Origin of the sequence: Rhodoferax sp. (genome assembly GCF_025354435.1) — a bacterium.
Classification (GTDB): Bacteria; Pseudomonadota; Gammaproteobacteria; order Burkholderiales; family Burkholderiaceae_C; genus Rhodoferax_B.
The window spans coordinates 71,669-93,910 of record NZ_JANXMU010000008.1 but is presented as its reverse complement, the minus strand read 5'-3'; the positions used below and the strand labels follow the sequence as shown (position 1 = coordinate 93,910).

General features: G+C 63.9%; 20 protein-coding genes. 9 read left to right on the top strand and 11 right to left on the bottom strand.

The window, feature by feature from the left end; all coding sequences use genetic code 11:
* Nucleotides 1-60: 60 nt before the first annotated feature.
* Entirely contained in the window at nt 61-1,863 is a 1,803-nt protein-coding gene (locus Q0T48_RS02410; protein WP_295951876.1) for a glutamine--tRNA ligase/YqeY domain fusion protein, read from the bottom strand.
* A 136-nt stretch (nt 1,864-1,999) separates the two neighbouring features.
* Between Q0T48_RS02410 and Q0T48_RS02405 the strand changes: the two genes are divergently transcribed.
* On the top strand, nt 2,000-2,368 hold the full coding sequence (locus tag Q0T48_RS02405) for a hypothetical protein (protein WP_295951873.1): 369 nt from the start codon (nt 2,000-2,002) through the stop codon (nt 2,366-2,368).
* Between the two features lie 53 nt (nt 2,369-2,421).
* Here Q0T48_RS02405 and Q0T48_RS02400 read toward each other — a convergent pair whose 3' ends face one another.
* The 3 genes from Q0T48_RS02400 to Q0T48_RS02390 form a co-directional block, all read right to left on the bottom strand.
* Nucleotides 2,422-2,961, bottom strand: a complete 540-nt coding sequence (locus Q0T48_RS02400; RefSeq protein WP_295951871.1) for an SRPBCC family protein — start codon at nt 2,959-2,961, stop codon at nt 2,422-2,424.
* Between the two features lie 163 nt (nt 2,962-3,124).
* Complete coding sequence (locus Q0T48_RS02395; RefSeq protein WP_295951905.1) at nt 3,125-3,574, bottom strand: CHRD domain-containing protein; 450 nt, start codon at nt 3,572-3,574, stop codon at nt 3,125-3,127.
* Nucleotides 3,575-3,705: 131 nt separating this feature from the next.
* The gene (locus tag Q0T48_RS02390; protein ID WP_295951869.1) at nt 3,706-3,975 is read right to left on the bottom strand and encodes a DUF3297 family protein; all 270 of its coding nucleotides are present in this window, start codon (nt 3,973-3,975) and stop codon (nt 3,706-3,708) included.
* A 121-nt stretch (nt 3,976-4,096) separates the two neighbouring features.
* Here Q0T48_RS02390 and Q0T48_RS02385 point away from each other — a divergent pair, with 121 nt between their 5' ends.
* Both Q0T48_RS02385 and Q0T48_RS02380 read left to right on the top strand, forming a co-directional pair.
* Nucleotides 4,097-4,606 (top strand): DUF1993 family protein, encoded by a 510-nt coding sequence (locus tag Q0T48_RS02385; RefSeq protein WP_295951867.1) that lies wholly within the window; start codon nt 4,097-4,099, stop codon nt 4,604-4,606.
* A 1-nt stretch (nt 4,607) separates the two neighbouring features.
* A complete protein-coding gene (locus tag Q0T48_RS02380) occupies nt 4,608-5,549 on the top strand; it encodes a tRNA-dihydrouridine synthase (RefSeq protein ID WP_295951865.1) in 942 nt (313 codons plus the stop codon).
* Between the two features lie 53 nt (nt 5,550-5,602).
* Here Q0T48_RS02380 and Q0T48_RS02375 read toward each other — a convergent pair whose 3' ends face one another.
* Nucleotides 5,603-8,428, bottom strand: coding sequence for a bifunctional diguanylate cyclase/phosphodiesterase (locus Q0T48_RS02375; protein WP_295951862.1), 2,826 nt, complete (start codon nt 8,426-8,428; stop codon nt 5,603-5,605).
* A gap of 333 nt (nt 8,429-8,761) precedes the next feature.
* Between Q0T48_RS02375 and Q0T48_RS02370 the strand changes: the two genes are divergently transcribed.
* From Q0T48_RS02370 to Q0T48_RS02360, 3 genes are all read left to right on the top strand, one after another.
* The gene (locus tag Q0T48_RS02370) at nt 8,762-9,247 is read left to right on the top strand and encodes a Spy/CpxP family protein refolding chaperone (protein WP_295951860.1); all 486 of its coding nucleotides are present in this window, start codon (nt 8,762-8,764) and stop codon (nt 9,245-9,247) included.
* Nucleotides 9,248-9,432: 185 nt separating this feature from the next.
* The gene (locus tag Q0T48_RS02365; RefSeq protein ID WP_295951858.1) at nt 9,433-10,104 is read left to right on the top strand and encodes a response regulator transcription factor; all 672 of its coding nucleotides are present in this window, start codon (nt 9,433-9,435) and stop codon (nt 10,102-10,104) included.
* A 2-nt stretch (nt 10,105-10,106) separates the two neighbouring features.
* Complete coding sequence (locus Q0T48_RS02360; protein WP_295951856.1) at nt 10,107-11,408, top strand: HAMP domain-containing sensor histidine kinase; 1,302 nt, start codon at nt 10,107-10,109, stop codon at nt 11,406-11,408.
* Nucleotides 11,409-11,411: 3 nt separating this feature from the next.
* On the opposite strand, the gene Q0T48_RS02355 is transcribed toward Q0T48_RS02360, so the two are convergent.
* The 5 genes from Q0T48_RS02355 to Q0T48_RS02335 form a co-directional block, all read right to left on the bottom strand.
* Complete coding sequence (locus Q0T48_RS02355) at nt 11,412-11,606, bottom strand: hypothetical protein (RefSeq protein ID WP_295951855.1); 195 nt, start codon at nt 11,604-11,606, stop codon at nt 11,412-11,414.
* A 19-nt stretch (nt 11,607-11,625) separates the two neighbouring features.
* A complete protein-coding gene (locus Q0T48_RS02350; RefSeq protein WP_295951853.1) occupies nt 11,626-12,066 on the bottom strand; it encodes a DUF1360 domain-containing protein in 441 nt (146 codons plus the stop codon).
* Nucleotides 12,067-12,071: 5 nt separating this feature from the next.
* A complete protein-coding gene (locus Q0T48_RS02345) occupies nt 12,072-14,336 on the bottom strand; it encodes a hypothetical protein (protein WP_295951849.1) in 2,265 nt (754 codons plus the stop codon).
* A 172-nt stretch (nt 14,337-14,508) separates the two neighbouring features.
* On the bottom strand, nt 14,509-15,459 hold the full coding sequence (pip, locus tag Q0T48_RS02340; protein ID WP_295951848.1) for a prolyl aminopeptidase: 951 nt from the start codon (nt 15,457-15,459) through the stop codon (nt 14,509-14,511).
* Between the two features lie 70 nt (nt 15,460-15,529).
* The gene (locus Q0T48_RS02335; protein ID WP_295951845.1) at nt 15,530-16,846 is read right to left on the bottom strand and encodes an aromatic acid/H+ symport family MFS transporter; all 1,317 of its coding nucleotides are present in this window, start codon (nt 16,844-16,846) and stop codon (nt 15,530-15,532) included.
* A 167-nt stretch (nt 16,847-17,013) separates the two neighbouring features.
* Between Q0T48_RS02335 and Q0T48_RS02330 the strand changes: the two genes are divergently transcribed.
* The 3 genes from Q0T48_RS02330 to Q0T48_RS02320 all read left to right on the top strand — a co-directional run bounded on the left by Q0T48_RS02330 (nt 17,014) and on the right by Q0T48_RS02320 (nt 21,660).
* A complete protein-coding gene (locus tag Q0T48_RS02330) occupies nt 17,014-17,913 on the top strand; it encodes a LysR substrate-binding domain-containing protein (RefSeq protein ID WP_295951842.1) in 900 nt (299 codons plus the stop codon).
* A gap of 470 nt (nt 17,914-18,383) precedes the next feature.
* The gene (locus Q0T48_RS02325; RefSeq protein ID WP_295951838.1) at nt 18,384-20,264 is read left to right on the top strand and encodes a subtype B tannase; all 1,881 of its coding nucleotides are present in this window, start codon (nt 18,384-18,386) and stop codon (nt 20,262-20,264) included.
* 100 nt (nt 20,265-20,364) lie between these two features.
* Entirely contained in the window at nt 20,365-21,660 is a 1,296-nt protein-coding gene (locus tag Q0T48_RS02320; RefSeq protein WP_295951836.1) for a gallate dioxygenase, read from the top strand.
* Nucleotides 21,661-21,792: 132 nt separating this feature from the next.
* Here Q0T48_RS02320 and Q0T48_RS02315 read toward each other — a convergent pair whose 3' ends face one another.
* On the bottom strand, nt 21,793-22,221 hold the full coding sequence (locus Q0T48_RS02315; protein WP_295951834.1) for an Hsp20/alpha crystallin family protein: 429 nt from the start codon (nt 22,219-22,221) through the stop codon (nt 21,793-21,795).
* Nucleotides 22,222-22,242: the final 21 nt, after the last annotated feature.

Genomic DNA, 22,242 nt, shown 5'->3' with positions numbered 1-22,242 from the left:
ACGAATGTCGGCTTTTCAGGTTTCATGTGATTATTAGATGCATGGAAGATAGTAGATGCCTCACTTCCCCCAACTATCCTTCAACCCCACAGCCAAGTTAAACACCATCTTCCTCGCCTGGTGGTCCACCCGGTCCGCCACAAAGTACCCGTGGCGCTCAAACTGGAACTTGTCGTCCGCCTTCGCCGCTGCCAGTGACGGCTCCACGATGGCTTGCACTACTTTCAGGCTGTTGGGGTTCAGGCTTTCGATAAAGTCTTTGCCGCCTGCGTCGGGCTGGGCATCGATGAACAGGCGGTCGTACATGCGGACTTCGGCTTGCAGGCCGTCGGCCACGCTGACCCAGGTGATCACGCCCTTGACCTTGACGCTGTCGGCGCCGGGGGTGCCGCTCTTGGTGTCGGGGATGAGTTCGGCGTGCACTTCGGTGACCCGGTCGTTGGCATCTTTGACTGCACCGGTGCAGGTGATGACATGGCCGTATTTGAGGCGGACCTTGTTGCCTGGGAAGAGGCGGAAGAAGCCCTTGGGCGGGGTTTCTTCGTAGTCGCCGCGTTCGATCCACACTTCTTTGCCGATTTGGAATCTGCGCTTGCCCAGCTCGGGCAAATGCGGATGCACTGGGGCGCTGCAGGCATCGAGCACATTAGCACCCATCACCGCATCCCAGTTGGTAAGCACCAACTTGACGGGGTCGAGCACGGCCATGGCGCGGGGGGCGCTGTGGTCTAGCGTTTCGCGCAAGCAGCCTTCCAGGGTGCTGTAGTCGATCCAGCTGTCGCTCTTGGTCACGCCAATGCGTTCGGCAAACAGGTGGATGGCTTCGGGGGTGTAGCCGCGGCGGCGCAGACCCACGATGGTGGGCATGCGGGGGTCGTCCCAGCCGCTGACCTTGTGGTCGTACACCAGCTGGGCCAGCTTGCGTTTGCTGGTAACCACGTAGGTGAGGTTGAGGCGGGCAAATTCGTACTGGCGGGGGGGCGGGCTGGCCAGCAGGCCGCCTTCGCATAAACGGGCCAGCAGCCAGTCGTAGAAGGGGCGCTGGTCTTCAAATTCCAGGGTGCAGATGCTGTGGGTAATTTGCTCCAGCGCGTCTTCGATGGGGTGGGCAAAGGTGTACATCGGGTAGATGCACCATTTGTCGCCCGTGCGGTGGTGGGTGGCGCGGCGGATGCGGTAGATGGCGGGGTCGCGCAGGTTGATGTTGGGGCTGGCCATGTCGATCTTGGCGCGCAGCACCATGGAGCCATCTTCGTGCTGGCCGTCGCGCATTTCGCGGAAGCGGGCCAGGTTTTCGTCGGGGGTGCGGGCGCGGAAGGGGCTGTCGGTGCCGGGCTTGCCGAAGTCGCCGCGGTTCAGGCGCATTTGCTCCACGGTTTGCTCGTCCACGTAGGCGTGGCCTGCGGTGACCAAATATTCGGCGGCGCGGTACATGAAGTCGAAGTAGCTGCTGGCCTCGTACGCGGGGGCATCGGGTGCGCCATTCCAGTCAAAGCCCAGCCACTTCACCGTGTCGATGATGGCCTTGACGTATTCCTCGTCTTCTTTTTCGGGGTTGGTGTCGTCAAAGCGCAGGTGGCACACGCCGCCAAAATCGCGTGCCAGGCCGAAGTTCAGGCATATGCTTTTGGCGTGGCCGATGTGCAGGTAGCCATTGGGCTCGGGCGGGAAGCGGGTGCGGATTTTGGCCGGGTCGGGCTGGCCGGTGGCCTGGTGCGCGGCATCGCCGGGGCTGCCAGCCCACTGGCGCTGGGCATAGGTGCCTGCGGCCAGATCGGATTCGATGATCTGGCGCAGGAAGTTGCTGGGTTTGGTGGGTTCGGCAGGGGCGGATGACGATGGGGAGGTGGGGTGTGCGCTCATACCTTGATTTTAGGTTGCGCAAGGTCCCGTTACGTTTGGCAACGCTTCTGTTTACAGGCTTGTCCACCGGATTGGTTGTACAGCGTTAACAGAACTAAGGGGCTATTCGCTCCCAAATTGAAATAAGGAGATCAGTATGAAGTTCCAACGTTCATTATTTGCTGCAGTGTTGGCCATCAGTGCACTCGGCGCAGCCAACGTTGCACAAGCGCGCGGCGATGTGTCTTGGTCGATTGGTATTGGTGTGCCCGGCGTGCAGGTGTACGGCGGCGCGCCCCAGCCGGTGTATGTGCAACCCGCCCCGGTGTACTACCAGCCGCCCGCACCGGTCTATTACCAGCCTGCGCCCGTGTACGTGCGGCCTGCGCCGGTGTACTACCAGCCCCAGCCGGTGTACGTGCAGCCGCAAGTGGTCTACCCGCAATGGGGCCACCGCTGGCACCACCGCGGCTGGGATGAAGGCCGCGGCCATGGCGAAGGCCGTGGCAACGACTGGCGTCGTTAAGTTATAGATTTGTTTTAGGCCTGACTAGGGGTTAGCCAGCGCCGCAGCCAAGTTCATGGCCGCTTGAGCATCTCGTGCAGCATGGCGGTGAATTGCTCAGCCGTTTGGTGCTGCACCAAAGAGGGCCCGACCAGCGGCGGAAACCAGAATCCTGGCTGCACCTCGGCGTGGTAAGTCAGCTTGGTGCCGGTGCCGTCTGGCTCCAACTGCATCAGGCTTTCCATGCGCTGGACGTTGCCACCCACGCCATGGGCGCGGATCTCGTGCGTGGGAACCAGATGGATTTCGCGGGTGGACTCAAAGTGGGTCGAGAAAACACCGTACTTCGCTACCCCTTTTTGGACGACCTTGACCAGGCCGTCACTGCGTTCGGTGACCTGGCTGCTGGCGAGGTTGGGCACGAAATCGGCCATGTGCTCAAAGTCGGTCAGCACCGCCCAGGCCCGTGCGGGGTCCACCGGCACGTGGATTGTCATGTCCACCGTGAAGCTGCCGTCGGCGCGCGCTACGTGTACTTCGCTGTCGGCCACCGCTGCGGGCGTATCGGCCGCCAGAGCCGCGGGCACCGGCCAGAGCACCGCGGCCAGTGCCAAAGCGGCTAAGGGTCGAAAAAATGATCGGTACGACATATTAAGCCTCCAAAGTGCCTCTGGCGCATATTCCATCTGCACTGATAGCTATCAATTCAGGAGTTTTTGAGTTACGCCGCTGTGTGCAATGGCTGCGATGGCCTGGTGGGGCCATCGCAGCCCAGCATCACATCTTGGGAGTCATCTGCCCACGGATTTCGCCGCCCTTGTTGGCCGCGGTGTGCACGTTGGCGTACCACTTGCCTGCCAGCAGGTCTGCGGCTTGGGCGGGGGTCAGGGTGGCCTGGCCTTCCAGCGGGCTGGTGGTGCCGCTAAAGGGTACGACCACACCGGCATTCGACCCCGCAGCCGCTGGGCCGTGGAAATGGCCTGCGGTGGCGGGACCGGTCAGGCCCGAAAAGCTGACTTTCCAGGTCAGCACATTGGTGTCTTTGTTCAGCCAGGCTTCGGCCGTTCCAGAGCCGGTAGAGGCCGTGGGCGGCACCTCTTGGGCGGCGGTCAGTTGCGCGGACAAAGTCACTTTGTTGGACGGCAGCATGGAGCTGCAACCTGCGATGCCCATGGCCAGGATGGCGGTGGCAAAAAGCGATTTCGTGAAGCTGCGGTGGGTGACCATCATGTGTGTCTCCAAATGGAATGATTTGCTCGGATTGCCATGGTTGCAGGCCGCGCTTCCAGGGCAAAAACCAGTCTAGCACCGCATCTTCCGCCCCGTATAGGCAGGGCTTTATGGGGTCTTGCCGGGCTTTATTTATAAAACGCCTCGACTTTGCCCTTGACCTTCATCAGCAGCGGCTGGCCTTTGCGGTCGCGGGTTTTGCCTGCGGGTACTTTGACCCAGCCTTCGCTGATGCAGTATTCCTCCACGTCCACGCGCTCCTTGTCGTTCAGGCGGATGCCGATGTCGTGTTCGAACACGGCGGCCACGTGGTGGGGGCTGCGCGGGTCTACCGACAGATGGTCGGGCAGGGCGGGGCGGGTGGAGGCAGTGGTTGTGGTGGCGGTGGTGTCGGTCATGTGTATTTTTAAAATAAGAGGAATCACCGCTATTTTCCCGGATTTGGCGGCGGCCCCTGCTGGGTCGGGCCGAACGCCGTAGACTCCTGCCTCCTTAGCCAATGTATCCAAGTTAAAAACTATGTCCCTGTCCCTCCACCAAGCCTCTGTGTCCCTGTTTACCCAAATTCTGGGCGGCCTGAGCGCTGTGCTGCAAAAAGCCGAAGCCCACGCGGCCGACAAGAAGATCGACCCCAGCGTTTTGCTGCAGTCGCGCCTGTACCCCGACATGTTTGAGTTGACCCGCCAGGTGCAGATCGCCGCCGACTTCGCCAAGGGCGGTGCTGCCCGCCTGGCCGGTGTGGACGTGCCTGCGTATGAAGACAATGAAGCCAGCTTCGGTGACCTGCAAGCCCGGATCGCCAAGACCCTGGCCTTCATCCAAAGCCTGCCCGCCGCCGACATCGAAGCCGGTGCCGACCGCAGCATCGTGTTGCGCCCTGGCACGCCGAAAGAGCAGACCTTGGTGGGCAGCAGCTACCTGCTGAACTACACCCTGCCGCATTTCTTCTTCCACACCACCACGGCCTACGACATCCTGCGCCACAACGGCGTGGAAGTCGGCAAGAAGGATTTCGTCGGCAGCTTCTAACGTGCAGTTGTTGCTGGCCCCGATGGAGGGGCTGCTCGACTTCGTGCTGCGCGACATCTTGACGCGCGTGGGCGGTATTGACCGCTGCGTGTCTGAGTTCATCCGTGTTACCAATAGCTTGCTGCCCGAGCGGGCTTTCATCCGCGTGGTGCCAGAACTGCTTAACGGCAGCCGCACGCTGGCCGGTGTGCCGGTGCGGCCGCAGCTGCTGGGTTCGGACCCGGTGTGCCTGGCCGAAAACGCTGGGCGCTTGGCCAGCCTGGGGCCGATGGGCGTGGACTTGAATTTTGGCTGCCCAGCCAAGGTGGTGAACCGCCACGGCGGCGGCGCGGCCCTGCTGGACGAGCCGGAGCTGTTGGTGAAAATTGTGGCGGCGGTAAGGCGTGCCGTGCCTTTGGAGCAGACCGTGTCGGCCAAGATGCGGCTGGGTTTCAACGACGACAGCCGGGCGGTGGAATGCGCGCTGGCCATCGCCGAGGCCGGGGCCACCGAGATCGTGGTGCACGCCCGCACCAAGGCCGACGGCTACCGGCCGCCCGCCTACTGGGCGCGTGTGAACGACATCCGCCAAGCCGTGCACATCCCGGTAGTGGCGAATGGCGAAATCTGGATCGTAGACGATGCCCGCCGCTGCCGCGCTGTATCCGGCTGCGACACGCTGATGCTGGGGCGCGGCATGGTGACCGATCCCGGCTTGGCGCTGGCAATCCGCGCCGATTCCGACACAACGCACCTGCCGTGGGCAGATTTGCAACCCATGATTAATGCCTTTTGGCAACTGGTGTGCAGCCAGCTGGAGCCGCGCTCACGCGCCGGGCGGCTCAAGCAATGGCTGAACTTCTTGCGCCGCCAGTACCCCGAGGCGGAGGTGGCTTTCTTGGCCCTGCGGGCCGAGACCGACCAGGCCAAGGTGACGGCCTGGCTGGCTAAAAATCAGCATTGAATGAGCTTCTAGCGTATATTCTGTATGCGTAGTATGCTATTTATTTTATAGCATTAGCTGTACACCATGAAGTTCTGCGCGGCGCGTCTGCGGGCTTGCTTTTGCGTGGCTTCGAGCAGCAGGGCGGCGAGTTGGGTGGCCAGTTCGGCTTGCAGATCGTGCAGCTTGGGCATGTCCACGGCCTGCCCGTTCACGCGTCCTTTGGCCAACGTCTGGCTGTGGTCGCGCAGGCGCAAGATGGCGGCACCCACCGCGGTGAAGGCGGGCAACTGGCCGTACAGCGTGCTGCCGCGCTGGGCATACCAGTTGCCAAAGCGGGCCGGGTAGCTGGCATCGGCATCGGCGGGCTGGGCGGCGATGCTGGTCACCCAGGCTTGGTGGTCGTGCTCGGCCAGCAGCAGGGGGAAGTCGGCGGTGTCCCACTGCATGGCCCCCCAGGCGCGCCAGGCTTTGCCAGGGATGAAGTTGGCGGCCCAGGCGGCTACCGTGTCGGCGGGCATGGGGCGGGCGATGCCGTAGCCCTGGGCCAGGTCGCAGCCCAGTTGCAGCAGTAGCAGGCCGTGTTCCACGGTTTCCACGCCTTCGGCAATCACCTGCCGGTTGAAGGCCTTGGCTAGGCCGACCACGGCTTCCACCAGGGTCAGGTCGTCCGGGTCTTCCAGCATGTCGCGCACAAAGGCCTGGTCGATCTTCAAGGTGTTGGCGGGCAGGTGTTTGAGGTAGGCCAGGGACGAATATCCGGTGCCGAAGTCGTCCAGCGCAAACTGCACGCCCAGCTGCTGGCAGGCGGCCATCACGCTACGCATGTGCTGCACGTCTTCCAGCGCGGCAGACTCCAGAATCTCCAGCTCCAACTTGCTGGGGGAGACCTGCGGGAAGTCCGCCAGGATGCTGCCCAGCCGGGCCACAAAGTCGGGCCGCTGGAAGTGCCGCGCGGCGATGTTGACGCTGACCACCCAGTGCAGGCCTTGTGCGGCCCACTGCTGCATTTGCTGTAGCGCCTGCTGCAGCACCCATTCGCCGATGTCGATGATCAGGTCGGTGTGCTCCACCAGCGGCAGAAACTGGTAGGGGCCGACCACGCCTTTGTCGGGGTGCTGCCAGCGCAGCAGGGCTTCCATGCCAAACACGGTGCCGGTGCGCATGTTCAGCTTGGGCTGGTAGTACAGGCGCAGTTCGCCGTCCAGCAGGGCCTGGTGGATGCGGGTGCGCTGGTGGTGGTGGGTTTGCACTTCCTGGTCGCGCTGGGCATCAAACAGGTAGCTGCGGTTGCGCCCGGTCTGCTTGGCCTGGACCATGGCCTGGTCGGCGTGGCGTAGCAAGGTGTCCAGGTTGGTTTCGCTGTGCATGTCACCGCGCGGTGTGACGGCGATGCCGATGCTGGTGGTGAGGTGGATGGTTTGGTCGTCGATCTGGTAGGGCGCAGTCAACAGGGCCTGCACCTGGTCGACCTGCTGCTGCACCTCGGCCAGGTGGCTTTGGTCTTTGAGCAGCAGCACAAATTCATCGCCGCCCAGGCGCGCCAGGCCGTGGTCGTCCCCGGCAAATTCGGCCAGCCGCTGGGCCACCTGCTGCAGCAAGCGGTCGCCGCAGCTGCTGCCGTAGCGGGTGTTGATGGGCTGGAAGTGGTCCAGGTCCAGCAGGCACACGGCCAGCAGCTTGTGGTGGTGGCGGGCCTGCAGGATGGCCAGGTTGAAGGGTTCTTCCATGGCAGCGCGGTTGTGCAGGCCGGTCAGCACATCGTGGCCGATCTGCCACGAGATTTCCTGGATCAGCTGGCGCTTTTCGCTCACATCGCGGAACACCAGCACGCAGCCCATGGCCGTGCCGTCGGCCTGGCGGATCGGGGCGGCGGTGGTCTCGATCGCGATGCGCTCGCCTGAGGGGTGCAACAGCGTCTGGTGGGTGCCATGCACCACGGTGGTGGTTTGGTACAGCGGTGCCTGCTTGGCATGGCCTGCAGCCCAGCCGGGTTCTTCCAGCAGCTCAAACACCTCGCCCAACGGGTGCCCCAGGGCCTGCTGGTGGGTCCAGCCGGTGAGCTGCTGGGCCACGGCGTTCAGGCTGAGGATGCACCCGGCCAGGTCGGTGGTGATGACGGCATCGCCAATCGACGACAGGGTGACTTCGGCACGCTCTTTTTCGATTTGCAGGGCCACCTGGGCGTGGGTGAGCGATGCCACCAGGCTCTGCACCTCGCCCGCCATGTTGTTGAAGGTGTGCGCTAGGGTGCGGGCCTCCAGCGGCCCCGTCACTTGCATGCGGGTGGACAGGTCGCCGCGCTGGAACTGCTGGGTGGCCACGGCCAGCCGTTGCAGCATGCGGCGGTTGGTGCGCAACAGCCAGAACAGCAGGCTCAGAATTGTCAGAATGCTGCCGCCCGCAATCCACAGTTGCGACTGCACCCGGCTCCAGGCGCTGTTGAACGCAAACACCGGGCTGATCTGCACGGTCAGCGCGCCTGCGCTGTTGGCCGCTTCTAGCTGGGCGGTGTGGGGGAGGATGTTCAGCCAGGACCCGAACCACGGGGGGTATTGCGGCTGGGCGGGGGCAGGGTTGCGCGCTTCGGTGATTTGCCCGCCCGCGCGCCATTGCAGCAAGGTGATGTCGGGGTAAGACTGCAGTTCGGTGCGCAGCCAGGCGGCCATTGGCACAGCCTGGGGGGACTGCAGGGTCTGCGCCAGTGGGGGCAGCAGGTATTTTTGGACCAGCAGTATTTGCTGTGCAAAGTGGGCATTGGCCGCGCGGGTTTCAAATTGGACCAGTAACCGGTAACGCAAGCTGCCCGCTACCACGATCAGCAGCAGCATGGGCAAAAACAGGCACGTGGTGGTGCTCAACGTCAGCCACGCAGGGGCTACATCTCGGGTCTTGGGCATGGAATCAGGGAGGCACTCAGAATGGTTTGAGTTTGGTTTTATCACACTACGTGTAACTTTATGTAACATTTCTAACAATCTCGCACAGAGTCGTGTGCCTGGGGCACACCTCAGGCGGGTTGTTGGCTGCCGTTACGCCAGCTAAACCATGGAATCCGAGGCTAACGATTATCGGCCATGCATGTACCGCTATGTAAAGCATAGTGTTGAAGGGGTCTTTTCGCACCCCAGACATAAAACGACACAAACCGATACCGCGCCGAGAGGACGCGCCGTACCCGCCCCGGCACCATGGGAACCCTGTTTAACCCTCTATTTCACTGGATTCACACCATGCCATCTACTTTTAAAAGAACCCTCAAAAGAACCTTGCTCGGCCTCTTCGGTGCCAGCCTGGTAGTTGGTGCCCTCAGCGCTTACGCAGGCCGCGGCGAGCACGCCTGGGGCGGCCCGATGAACGAGCAGCGCGCGGCCGAGTTCCGCGTCAAGATGGTCGAAAAAGTCGGCAAAAAGCTCGACCTGAATGATGCGCAGAAACAACTGCTGGGCACCCTGAGCGACACGCTGCAAGCCCAGCGCAAAGCTTTGATGGGCAGCAGCACCGACCCGCGCGCCGACATGCAGGCCCTGGTGGCGGGCACCCAGTTTGACCGCACCAAGGCACAGGCCCTGGTAGAAGAAAAAACTGCCGTTTTGCGCAGCCAGAGCCCCCAGGTGATTACCGCCGCCGCCAACTTCTTTGATGCGCTGAACCCGGGGCAGCAGCAGCAAGTGCGCGATTTCATGCAACACCGTGGGGGCTGGTTTCGCCACGGCTGAAATATTGGCACACCCCCAGGCTGCAGTGCTTCGCATCTTTTTCCACCCCCCCCTCGGATCGGTTTGCAAAAACCGATGCGATAAGCGTGGGGCGATACCAGTGGCCTGGCAAAGCCAGGGCCAGCTATCCCTGGCGGGCGGTGCGTTTTGCCTGAAAGTGCGTTACCTGCGATGACAATGCCCGCATGCCCAAAATCCTGCTGATTGACGACGATGCCGAACTCGGTGGGCCGCTAGGTGTGTACTTTGCACGCTTTGGTCTGGCGCTGGACTGCGCGCTGACCCCCAGCGTCGGGCTGGCCAAGCTGCGCCAGGGCGGTTTTGACGCGGCCATTCTGGACGTGATGCTGCCCGAGATGGATGGCTTTGCCCTGTGCCGCGCCATCCGCAAAGACAGCGATATCCCGCTCGTCATGCTCACCGCCCGCGGCGAGGTGATGGACCGGGTGGTTGGCCTGGAGCTGGGGGCCGACGATTATTTGCCCAAACCCTTCGAGCCGCGCGAGCTGGTGGCCCGGCTGTTGACCGTGCTGCGCCGCCAGCGCGTGCCAGACGAGTCGCACCGGCTGGTATTTGACGGCCTGGAGATGGACCTGGACAAACGCAGCGTGCTGCGCCAGGGCCAGGCATTGGACCTCACCAGCACCGAGTTCGAACTGCTCAGCCTGCTGGCCCGTGAGCCCGGCAAGGTGTTCAGCCGCGACGACATCCTGAACCGCCTGCGCGGCCACGAGGTGGACCTGCAAACCCGCGCAGTGGACCTGCTGGTCAGCCGTCTGCGCAAAAAGCTGGAGCCGCTGGACTGCATCAAAACCTGGCGCAATGCCGGGTACTCATTGGCTGTCGGCCGTGTCTAGCGATGGCCCTGTTTAAAAACAAAGGAAAAGCCCGCTGGCACCGCCGCGTGCGCCACGCCATACGCCATTCGCTGCGGTGGCGGCTGGTAATGCTGTTCATGGTGCTGGCGCTCACCATGTCGGTGGTGTTTGTCGTTGGCATGCAAAAGGCCTTTACCGTGGGTTGGCGCGACGCAGCGCTGCCCTTGGTCAGCGACTATGTGGATTACCTGGTGGCCGACCTGGGCAGCCCGCCCAGTATCGAACGTGCCCAGGCCCTGGTGCAGCGCCTGCCGCTGTCGGTACGGATGGACGGCCCGCAGGGGCACTGGGAGTCCCACCCCGGCAAAAGCGCCCGCCCATGGCGGCAGCGGGGGGAGCTGCGGGATGCGCCGCATTTGCTGTCCCGCACCACGGCCGACGGCACCCGCGTGGTGCTGGGTCTGGGCGATATCGATTGGGAGGAGCCGCGCAGCCGCATTGTCTGGACCACCCTGGGTGGGCTGTTGCTGCTGACCGGCGTGGCCTTTGCGGTGGTGCGCCGCCTGCTGCGCCCGCTGGAAGACATCCGCCGGGGCACGCAGCGCTTTGGCGCGGGCGACTTCAGCCAGCCCATCCCGCAGCAAAGTCGCGACGAGCTGGGCGATTTGGCCCTGCACATCAACACCATGGCGCACGACATCCACGCCATGTTGGAGGCCAAGCGCGGCCTGCTGCTGGCCATCAGCCACGAACTGCGCTCGCCGCTGACCCGCGCCCGGCTCAACACCGAGCTGCTGCCCGAAACCGCCGACCTGCAACTCCTGCGCGACCCGCTGCTGCGCGATCTGCAACTCATGCGCGACCTGATCAGCGACCTGCTGGAGAGTGAGCGCCTGGCCAGCCCGCACGCCGCCCTGCACCTGGAGCCCACCGATCTGGCCGCGCTGGTGGCCGAGATGGCCACGGCCCCCGGCACCCAACTGCACATCGCGCCGAACCTGCCCGCCTGGCCACTGGACCGTGTGCGCATCCGCCTGCTGCTGCGCAACCTGTTGGACAACGCCCGTCAGCACGGCCAGGGCGCGATCGACGTGTATCTGGCGCGGGTTGATGGCGGCCTGCAACTGCGCGTGCGCGACCACGGCCCGGGCGTGGCCGATGGCCAATGGGCGCAGCTGGCCGAGCCGTTTTACCGCGCCGATGCCGCCCGCCAGCGTGGCACTGGCGGCGTCGGCCTGGGCCTGTACCTGTGCCGATTGGTGGCGCAGGCCCACGGCGGGCGGCTGACGCTGCGGCCCGCGCAGCCGGGGTTGGAGGCCGTGGTGGATTTGCCGGTACGCTGACTCTCAGGCTTCCAGCCGAAAGTGCCCGCTGCGCAGCAGCGCCTCGCTGTCGGCACGGGCGACGCGCTGCACCGGCTGGGCCGCCGAGAACTGGTACATGCGGCCGGTACTGGGCCCGCGCACCTGCACCGCCGAGCGGGCCAGGTAGCGCAGCCCGAGGTTGCCCAGGCCCACCAGCGCAGCCACCGGCTGTGCCACGGTTGCCGGGGCCGGTGGCTTAGCGAACGAGGTGAACCGGGCCGGTGTCGGTGCCGGTGTGGGGAGGCTCGGCGGGCGGTGGGTCGCCAGCGTCTCGCGTTTCTGTCCGCAGCAGCTCATCGTGTTCTCCTTTGAGGTCAGCAAGTTTGAAGTCTTGAAGTTCGAGAACGGGCGGTGGGGCGGCAGGCCCCAGCCGCTCCAACAAACAGGCCGCGCCCGACAGGCCCAGCCAAGCCAGCAGCCATTCCAGCGGGTTGCGGGCCACGGCCAGGGCCACCGGCGCGGCCACCCACAGGCTCAGGCAGTAAAAGCAGTCCAGTATCTGACCCCAGATGCTGCTGCCCGCCGCTTGGCGCAGGCGCAGTACGGCATCCCACGGTCCATCTTCCCGTGCCAGCAGGTGCGCCAGCCGCCAGGTGGCCAGCGCGCCCAGCACGGCGTGAAACCAGGGCGTGTCCAAAGGTTTTAGTCCACGATGGGCAGGTCGTTGCAGATCTTCACCGGCCATTGCGATTCCGCGTAGCTGCTGCCGCACGGGCGCACGGTGCGGTCAAACACCCGCAGGGTGAAGTTGTAGATACAGCATTCCCCGCGCGGGGTGGTGAAACCCGCCGGCACGTTGAGCGATTTCACCGACTGGCTGCACTCCGGGTCCACCATGCGCAGGTCGAACAGCGCCAGCTGGCCGATCATTTCAGGCAAGGTGGGAATGCCGCAGCGGGTGCCGGGGTCGCCCACACGGGCCATGCCGTCAAAGCAGCCACCGGTGGGGCCGGGCAGCGGGATCTTGAACGCGCCGCCGCCTTGCTTGTTGACCCAGATCTCGTAGTGGTCAAAGTTGTCGTTGGGCCGGGACAGGGGTTGCAGCTCGTCGATGTATTCGTCGTAGGCATAGCCTTCCAGCGGCACGCTCCAGGGCACGCTGCAGTCGGGTGGCAGCGCAAATTGACTGATGTTCAGGTCTGCGCAGGGTGCCACCTTGCCTACCCGTACCAGGGCGCTGATGGGCTTGTTGTCCAGCCAGACACGCTGGGTGTCGCAGTAGGTGTTGCCATTGGTGTCCTCCACCAGCAGGCGCACCGTGTACAGGCCGCTGAGCTGGCAACTGCCGGTGTTGCTGTTCCAGCTGCTGGGCGACAGCAGTGCCTGCGGGTCGTTCAACAGGCACCAGGGCGGAAAGATGACGGGCACCAGGCAGTCGGCCGTCCAGTAGGCGGTGAGCACCGAGGTATCGGTGCGCATGTTGATGGCCCGGTACTGCGCTGCCGTGGTGAATTCCACCGACCAGAAGTTGCTCCAGCCCGGGGTAGCGCAGTCGGGCTCGAAACCGGCCTTGTAGTCCAGCGTGTAGCGCTTGATGCGCTGGTTGTCGTCGCAGCCGCCGACCATGGCCGAGCCCAGCACGTTCAGGCAGGTGCCAAACGATGCCTCGTAGGTGCCCGACGGGCGGCTGCACAGCGCGGGTACAAAGTCGATCAGCCGCGCATTGGGGTCGGTCCAGGGTGCGTCCAGCGCGGTGCTGCCGCCAATACCCAGGATGCGCACGTCCTTCTTGAACACCGAGAAAGTGATCTGGCAAGGCACGGTGGATTGGTTGTTGCCAAACACCGCCATGCGCACAAAGTAGGTGCCCGCGTTGAGCAAGGTGGTGTCCAGGTAGCCCAGCAGGCCCGCCACCACGGCGGTATTGCCTTGCGTGGTGTTGAGCGGCGGCACCGGCGGGTAGACAAAGTTGCTGGCGTGCCAGATGGCCCCGTTGAGCGACCATTCCAGCACGTAGTGGCTAAAGCCCATGCCCGCCGCAGTACCGGTAATGGGCACCACCATGGCCGGAACCAAGGCGTTGACTTCTTCGGCCACGCAGCCGTCCGGGCCGGTCAGGGCGCACTGCAGCGGGCGGAAGCAGTCGCGCAGGCAGCGCCAGTAGCTGCGCGCGCAGCGGGCCACGTCCACCAGGCTGCGGGCGCGGGCCAGGCAGCAGCCGAAGCGGATGGCACACAGGCACCAGCAGCGGCAGAACCAGAACCAGGGCTGGGCGCTGTGCTGCTTGAAGGCGGCGGCCCCCAGCAGGGCCTGGGCGGTGTCCACGGTCAGCAGCCGCTCGAACACGGCGGCGGCTTCTTCCTCGCCCTCCTGGCAATCGACCTGGCCGCCGTCAATCGCTTCGGGCAGTCCCATGGTGAAGTCCACCGTGGCCAGCTGGTCCGACAGGTAGGGCCGGTAGGCCTTGGCCAGGGCGGCGATCAGCGTGGCCAGGTCCTTGCGTTCGGTGTCGCTGAGCTTGCCGGGGGTGACCGGTGTGCCCAGCACCTCGCGTACGCACAGCCAGTAGCGGTACAGGTAGTAGGCCGATAGCCGGAAGCTGCGCGGGCGGCGGCACAGCAGCCAGCCAAAGATGATGCAGCAGCGGATGTGCAGCAGGCACCAGCGCCAGTTGTCGGTGGGGCCGAGCAGCTCGCGCGCCTGGGCGGGCAGCAGGGCCAGGGTGGTTTTTTCGTCGGCAAAGCGGCTGAACAGGCGCTGCGCCATGGCGATCTCGGCCTCGCAATCGGGCTCTTGCTGGCCTGCCTCTTTGGCCAGGGCCTGCAGGTCGTCGGCGCGTTGCAGGTCTTCTTGCAAGATGGGCCGGTAGATCCCGACCAAGGCCTCCAGCACCTGCTGGAACTCGGGGTTGTCGGGGCTGGGGTCGTTGGGATCGGCATCGCGCAAAGCAGCATGGTCAGCGGGCATGGTGGTCTCCTGTATTGGGCCCTTTATGGGTTGGTTTCAATATAGGAGCCGTGCCGGAAACCGTGTCCACCAATTTGGGGATGAAACCGCTGGCGGGGGTAGGGTGCTCTATTTTTTGTAGCTACTTGTGCAGGTGGAGTAAGCGCTATCGACCTATTTTTCTTAAAAATTGTTACAACGTACCGTCGTGTTTGAACCGCTCCGTCGCCGCCACCAGCGCATTGGCGATACCGGGCTCGAACGCCGCATGGCCTGCGTCATCCACCACCTGGAAAGACGCTTCCGGCCAAGCCTGGTGCAGGGCCCAGGCCGAGCAGGGCGGGCAGACCACGTCGTAGCGACCCTGGATGATCACGGCGGGCAGGTGGCGGATGCGGTCCACATTGCGAATGAGCTGGTTGTCGGTAAAAAACGCGCCGTTGCGCATGTAGTGCGCTTCCAGCCGGCCCACGCCCAGGGCCACCGCGTCGGCACCGAACTGGTCGGCCACCTCGGGGCGCGGCAACAGGTGCAGGCAACTGCCCTCGTAGCGGCTCCAGGTGCGGGCGGCGGCCAGGCTCTGCGCCGGGTCGTCGCTGAACAGGCGCTGTACGTAGGCACTGAGCAGGTCGCCGCGCTCGGCCTCAGGGATGTGGCCGGCAAAGGCTGCGTGTTCTTTCGGGAAAAAGTGCCAGATGCCGTTCAAAAACCAGTCGATTTCCGACGGGGAGCACAGGAAGATGCCGCGCAGCACAAAGCCGGTGCAACGCTCGGGGTGGGCTTGCCCATAGGCCAGCGCCAGGGTCGAACCCCAGGAGCCGCCAAACACCAGCCACTGCGCAATGCCCAGCATCTGGCGCAGTTGCTCGATGTCCTGCACCAGCAGCGGGGTGGTGTTGTTGCGGATGTCGCCCAGCGGCGTCGATTGGCCCGCGCCGCGCTGGTCGAACAGCACGATGCGGTAGTGGGCGGGGTCAAAAAACTGCCGGTGCCGGGGCGATATGCCCGAGCCCGGCCCGCCGTGCAAAAACAGCACCGGCACGCCGTCGGGGTTGCCGCATTCTTCCCAGTACAAGGTGTGGATGGCATCCACCGGCAAGGTACCGGTGCGGTAGGGTTCGAGAGGTGGAAAGGGCTGGGGCATGGCATTTACTCCTGTTTTCATAGCTTGTCGTGCTGGTGGAATATGCACGGAAGCCACATTAAACCCCGAATTACTTTCGGCTGGAGCGGTTCACCAGGATGGCGATGCCTGCTAGCACCGCTGGTACGGCGAGGGCCGAGAAGATGCCTTCAAACCCCCAGCCCTGGCTCAGCAGCAAGCCGCCAATCGACGAACCCAGGATGCTGCCCAAGCGGCCGATGCCCAGCATCCAGCTCACACCTGTGGCCCGCGCGACCGTGGGGTAGCAGCCAGGGGCAAAGCCGTTCAGGCCGGTCTGCGCACCGCTCAGGAAGAAGCCGACCATCACCACCATCAGTACGATGGAGGCCGACATCAGGCCGTTCAGGCCCATAGCCACCAGGGCTACGGCACCCAGCAGGTAGGCGGCGGCGATCACCCGGTTGGGCGAGGTTTTGTCCATCAGCCAACCCACGCACAGCGCGCCCACCGTGCCGCCCAACTGGAACATGGCGGTGACGTTGGCGGCCCGGTCGATCGACATGCCTGCGTCCTTCATCATGGTGGGCAGCCAGCTGGTGGTCAGGTAAATGACCAGCAAGCCCATGAAGTAGGTGGTCCACAGGGTGATGGTTTTCAGCGCATAGCCTGGCTGGAACAGTACGGCAATCGGCTGGCGCGTCTTCACCTCGGCTTCGCCCGAGACAAAGGCCTTCACGTAGTCCAGCTGCGTCTGACAGACCCGCGCCAGCACCTTGCGGATGGGGTCGGCGGGGTAGTTGCGGGCCACCATGAAGCGGGCCGACTCAGGCAAAAAGAAAAACAGCACCGGTAGCAGCACCAAAGGCAGCAGCCCGCCCACGATCAGCACAGATTGCCAGCCATGCACCGGAATCAAGGCCGCGGCCATAAACCCGACCATGGCCGAGCCCAGGTTGAAGCCGGTGAACATGGTAGCCACCAAAAAGGCGCGGCGCCGCTCGGGCACGTATTCGGACAGCAGGGTGGTGGTGTTGGGCATGGCCGCACCCAGGCCTAGCCCGGTCAGGAAGCGCAGCAAGGCCATTTCGGTGGTGTTGTGGGCATAGGCCGTGAGCAGGGTGCACACGCCAAAACCCAGTACCGACCCCAGCAGCACCTTGCGGCGGCCCCACCAGTCGGAGGACGATCCGGCCACCAGCGCTCCCACGGCCAGCCCGATGGGCGCGGCCCCCATCACCAGGCCAAACGCGGGCCGCGAGATGTTCCACTCGGCGATGATGGACGGGGCGATGAAGCCCATGATGGCGACATCCATGCCGTCCACCGCCACGATGAAAAAGCACAGCAGCACCAGCATCCACTGCCGGGTGGAGAGTGCGCGCGTGTTGATGAAATCCCGGATGTCCAGGGTAGAAGCCGTTGCCATAAAGTCTCCGTTTTGTTGTGGTTTTCGAGGGGAATCTTCAGGACCATGCCCCCCAGAGCCGCGAATTATCGGGACGGCATGCGATACCTAAAAGATGCCAGGATTCGACTCGCGATAACCCACAGGTATCGGTATATTGGCCCGCAGACATAGACCGGAATCACCCCATGAAATTGACAACCCTGAACGTGCTGGTGGCCGCCATCGAAGAGGGCAGCCTGCGCGGCGCGGCCCGGCGGGTGGCGGCCTCCCAGCCGGCCATCACCAAAATGATCCGCGAGCTGGAGCTGGAGCTGGCCGCACCCCTGCTGCTGCGCACCTCGCGCGGCGTAGTGCCCACGCCCCAGGGCAAGGTGCTGTACGAGCGCGCCGTGAAGGTGGAGCGCGAACTGACCGCCGCGGTGGACGAGATCAACCAGATCGGTGGCCGCATGGTCGGCCAGTTGCACGTGGGCGCGGTGCCCCTGGCGGTGATGCTGCTGATCCCCGAAACCCTGCGCACCTTCGGCCAGGAGTTCCCCGAGGTGCGGCTGCGGGTGAGCGAAGAGCTGTACGTGGCGCAGTTGCAAAAACTGCGCTCGGGCGAGGTGGATGTGACCGTGGGCGGCATCCCCGACGACCTGTCCACCGGCGAGTTTTATGTCGAGCCGCTGATGCACACCAGCATGGTGGCCACGGTGTGCAAGGGCAGCCCCTGGCTGAAGGCGCGCAGGCTGTCAGACCTGCAAACCGCGCGCTGGGTCTACACCGGTACGAGTAGCGATTCGGGCTACGCCAAGCTGTTTTTCGAGAGCCACCAGCTCACGCCGCCGCGCGTGGGTGCCGTGGTGAATTCCACCCTGGCCTTGCTGGCCCTGGTGACCTCGGGCGACTATGTGGCGCTGATGCCGCGCCAGATTGCGGTGCACCCGGTGGTGGCGCAGTTCATCTCCATCATCGACATCGCTGAAAAAGGCTATCCGCTACAGGTGGGGGCCATTTTGCGCAGCGACTCTGCAGTGTCGCCGGTGCTGCGCCATCTGCTGACCCACCTGCACCGGGCCGCGCACCAGATTGACCGGGCGTAGCCACCCGCGATAACCGAGCGCTATCACGCGCCGGAAATCAACGTCTCCCCAAGTGGCCGGGCGGTTCGCACAATCCGCCCGCAGGTTGCCCCACCGCAGCCTGCACCCACAACCTGGAGGAGACAACGTGAAAGTCAAAAAACTATGGGGCGCTGCCATCGCGGCCGTCCTGAGCCTGGCCATCGTGGCCTGCGGCGACCGCGACACTGTGGCGGCCCAAACCATCCCCTTGGCCATGTGAAGCCCATGGCCGCCTGCGCCAGCCTGACCGCCATCGGCGGCGTGGGCAGCACCACCTCCGCCGCCACCGTTTCAAAAGACGCGCAACACCCATGCGCGGTCTTTCATCACCAGAAAGGACAGCCAACTGCTGACCTGCAGCCTAAAACCCGAGCGTAAGAGCGGTCTGAGTCAGAAATCTCGCACCCTGAAGAACCCACATCCAACTCCTAAAACCTAAAGAGACAAGCATGCACAAACAATTCAAACATCGCGCACTCGTGGCCTCCATCGCCGCAATCTCGGCCACCGGCCTCATGACGGCCTGCGGCGGCGGTGGCAGCAGTGACACCAGCAGCACGCCCGTCGCTGCCGGCCCAGGTGTGTATGACAGCCATCTGGCTTTCGATAAGACCAAGTACACGACGATCACGGTCACTCTGGACGGCGTGAGCACGCCGGTACGCTGGTACCGGGAAGTGTGTTACGTCGGTAAGCCGATGACGCTTGCGGCTACACAGTCCGCGGGCGCGGTGGACAACCAAGCCTGCGGCTACCAGAACATGAACATCTTTGTGCGCGAGGTAGATGCGGCCAAGCAAGACAACGCTATTTTGCTCAACGTCAACAACGCCGGCTGGCTGGCCAGCTACCAAGGGGGCAAGGGTGGCTGGAATGGCACGGACCCCATCACCAACAGCAACTACGCCGGGGCCGACATCGTCAACGGCGGCACTTATGTCAGCAACAGCGATACCGACAAGAAGGGTGCTGCGCTCGCCCGCGGTTTTGTCTACATCAATATGGCCTCGCGTAGCCGTGGCGCTACCGCCCCCGTCGGCGTTTACGACGATGGCATCTACCAGGGCAAGGCACCGGCCGCCATTGTCGATGCCAAGGCCGCTGTGCGCTACTTGCGCCTGAACGACGGCCTCATGCCGGGCAGCGCCAGCCGCATCGTGGTGAACGGTACCAGCGGCGGTGGCGCGCAGAGTACGCAACTTGGCGCCACCGGTGACAGCGCGGACTATTTGCCCTACCTGAAAGCCGCCGGAGCCGCCGGCATTGACACGAATGGCAAAAGTGCCATCAGCGACAGCGTTTACGCCATCGTGGCCTACTGCCCCATCCAGGATCTGGGCAGTGCCGACCTGGCTTACGAATGGATGTTCAATGTGGTGAATACGCGCACGCTGGTCTCTGCGGACCAGAAGGCCGGGCTGATCGTCGACGCAAACGGCAATGCGCTCGTTCGCGCCTCGAATCCAGACCCTGCTGGCAGCACCGCTCTGATGAACAAGTTCATGACTTACCAAGCCGGTCTGGGCTTGAAGAATGACGATGGCACGGCGCTGACCACTGACAACATGCTGGCCGCCCTGCAGGCCGAGATCAAGAAGGCGGCCAGCGCGTATGTCAAGGCGGGCAAGACTTTCGTCGCCTACAACGCTTACGGCAGCGCTGCGGCCAATGGTGTGGCCGGCGGAAGCGGAACCCTGTACTACAAGAACGACTTCATCAATGTGGATGCGAGCGGCACGGTCACGAGCTTCAATATGTCGAACTACATGAAGTTCGTTGCCAAGCAGTCCCGGCTCAAGGCCGTGCCGGCGTTTGACCAACTTGGTCAAACCGCCGCCCTCGCAACGACCGCTACGGCAGACACCACCTTGGCTGGCGCCACTGTCTACGGCAACTACAGCGGCGGTGAGTCCAATCTGTTCGGCACCGCTGCCCAGGTGTATTCCAACTTCACCGAGTACGCCTGGAACAACAACAACGGGGGGGATGCCATCAACGCCGCGCAAAGCGATGTGGGCTTGGCGAATACCGGCTACACCTGGGCTGCCAACCCGCAGCAGGCGTATCTGTTGAACCAGTACAAGATGATCAACGCGCTGCCCTATGTCGGCAAGACCGATGGCATCACGACGCACTGGCGTGTCCGTGTGGGCGCGCGTGATCGCGACACGTCGTTCACTGTGGCCTACAACCTCAGCCGCGCCCTGAAGGCCGATGCCAAGGTCAAGGATGTCGATTACGCCCTGTTCTGGGACCAGGGCCACGCCGGCAACTACGACGTGCTGGACGCCTTCAAATGGATCGACCAGAAGCTGGCCGCCGGCAATTAAGGGCGGTGGGCCAAACCAGCGCAGCGGTACTGATGGTGGACGTGCGTTCGGCACGGTGCCGAGGGCTGCAATTTTGAAATCGTAATTTTGGAGCAGCCACATGGCACGAATCATTGGCGGCGTTGCCGTCTCGCACACTCCCACCATCGGCTTTGCCTTCGACCACGACAAGCAGGCCGACCCGGTGTGGGTGCCTATCTTTGCGGCCATGGAGCCGGTGAAGCAATGGCTGGCCGATGTGCAACCCGATGTGGTCATCGTCACCTACAACGACCACGTCACCTCGTTCTTCTTTGACCACTACTCGGCCTTTGCCTTGGGTATTGGCGAGCGCTATGAAGTGGCCGACGAGGGCGGTGGTGCGCGTGATCTGCCGGGCATCAACGGCCACCCGGCGCTGGCTGCGCACATCGGCCAGTCGCTGATGGCGGATGAATTCGACATGTCTTTCTTCCAGGACAAACCGCTGGACCACGGCTGCTTTTCGCCGCTGTCGGTGCTGTGGGAGCACGACAAAGGTTGGCCGGTCAGCATCGTGCCGCTGCAAATGGGCGTGCTGCAGTTTCCGCTGCCCAGTGCGCGGCGTTTTTACAAGCTGGGCCAGGGCCTGCGCCGCGCCATCGAGAGCTACCCCGAAGACCTGCGCGTAGTGATCGTGGCCACCGGCGGCCTGTCGCACCAGGTGCACGGCGAGCGCGCAGGCTTCAACAACACGCCCTGGGACATGCAGTTTCTGGAGCTGTTTGAAAACGACCCCGAGCGCCTGGCCTCCTTGACCCACGCTGAGCTGGCCACGCTGGGTGGCATGGAGGGCGCGGAAGTGATGATGTGGTTGACCATGCGCGGGGCCTTGTCGTCCCAGGTGCGCAAGCTGCACCAGGCCTACTATTTGCCGTCCATGACCGGGATTGCGGCGGTGGTCTACGAGAACCTGGCCGGTCCGGTGATTGCGGGCGAGGTGGAGCGCCACCGCGCTGCCATGGCCCTGCAAATGGCCGGGGCCGAGCGCCTGCAAGGCAGCTACCCGTTCAACTTTGCGCGCAGCGTGAAGGCGCTGCGGCTGAACCGATTTTTGCGCGACATGGCCGTGCCCGCGCACCGCCAGCGCTTCCTGGCCGATGGCCTCGCCCACATGCGCGATGCCGGTCTGAACGAGGACGAATGCGACCTGCTGCTGCGCCGCGACTGGCGTGGCCTGATCCACTACGGGGCCATCTTCTTCGGGCTGGAAAAGCTGGGCGCGGTGCTGGGCGTGTCCAACCTGCACATCTACGCCGCCATGCGCGGCGAGACGCTAGAGGTGTTCCAGCAAACCCGCAACGCCCCGAACGCGCTGTATTCGGTGGCCGGTAGCGGCGGTGCGGTGCAGACCTGGGATACACCCGTGGAATCGTAAATGCTCTGCTTTTTGTAGCTACTCGTGTAGGTGGAATATGCGCTAGAGGCCTATTTTTCTTAAAATTGGCACCGCACCGTAGTGCGGCCCTGCACGCCCAGGCCCGCGGGGGCGGGTCTGGGCGTGCAGGGCTCAGTTGATGGTCAGGCGCTGGACGCTGTTATTGGCCTTCTTGGGCAAGGCCACGCTCAGCACACCGTTCAGGTACTGGCACTGGGCCTGGCTGGCATCCACCTCCTGCGGCAGCTGGAAACTGCGGACCACCGCGCCAAAGTAGCGCTCGCTGCGCAGGGTGCGGGCATCTTTGCGTGCGTCCTCTTGCTTGATTTCGGCACGCAGGGTGACGGTGCTACCTTCTACCGACACCTGGATGTCCTCCTTTTTTACCCCAGGCAACTCGGCCACCACGTTGTAGGCCTGCGCGTCTTCTTGCACATCCACCTTGATCTGCGCGGGGGATGGCAGCGGGTCGCCGTGCAGCGGGCGGATGAAAAAGCCGGGGGCTAAGTCGCTGAAAAAGTCGTCAAACAGGCTGTTGCTGCGGCTCGTCATGGCATTCATGTCGTTCTCCTGAATAAATGG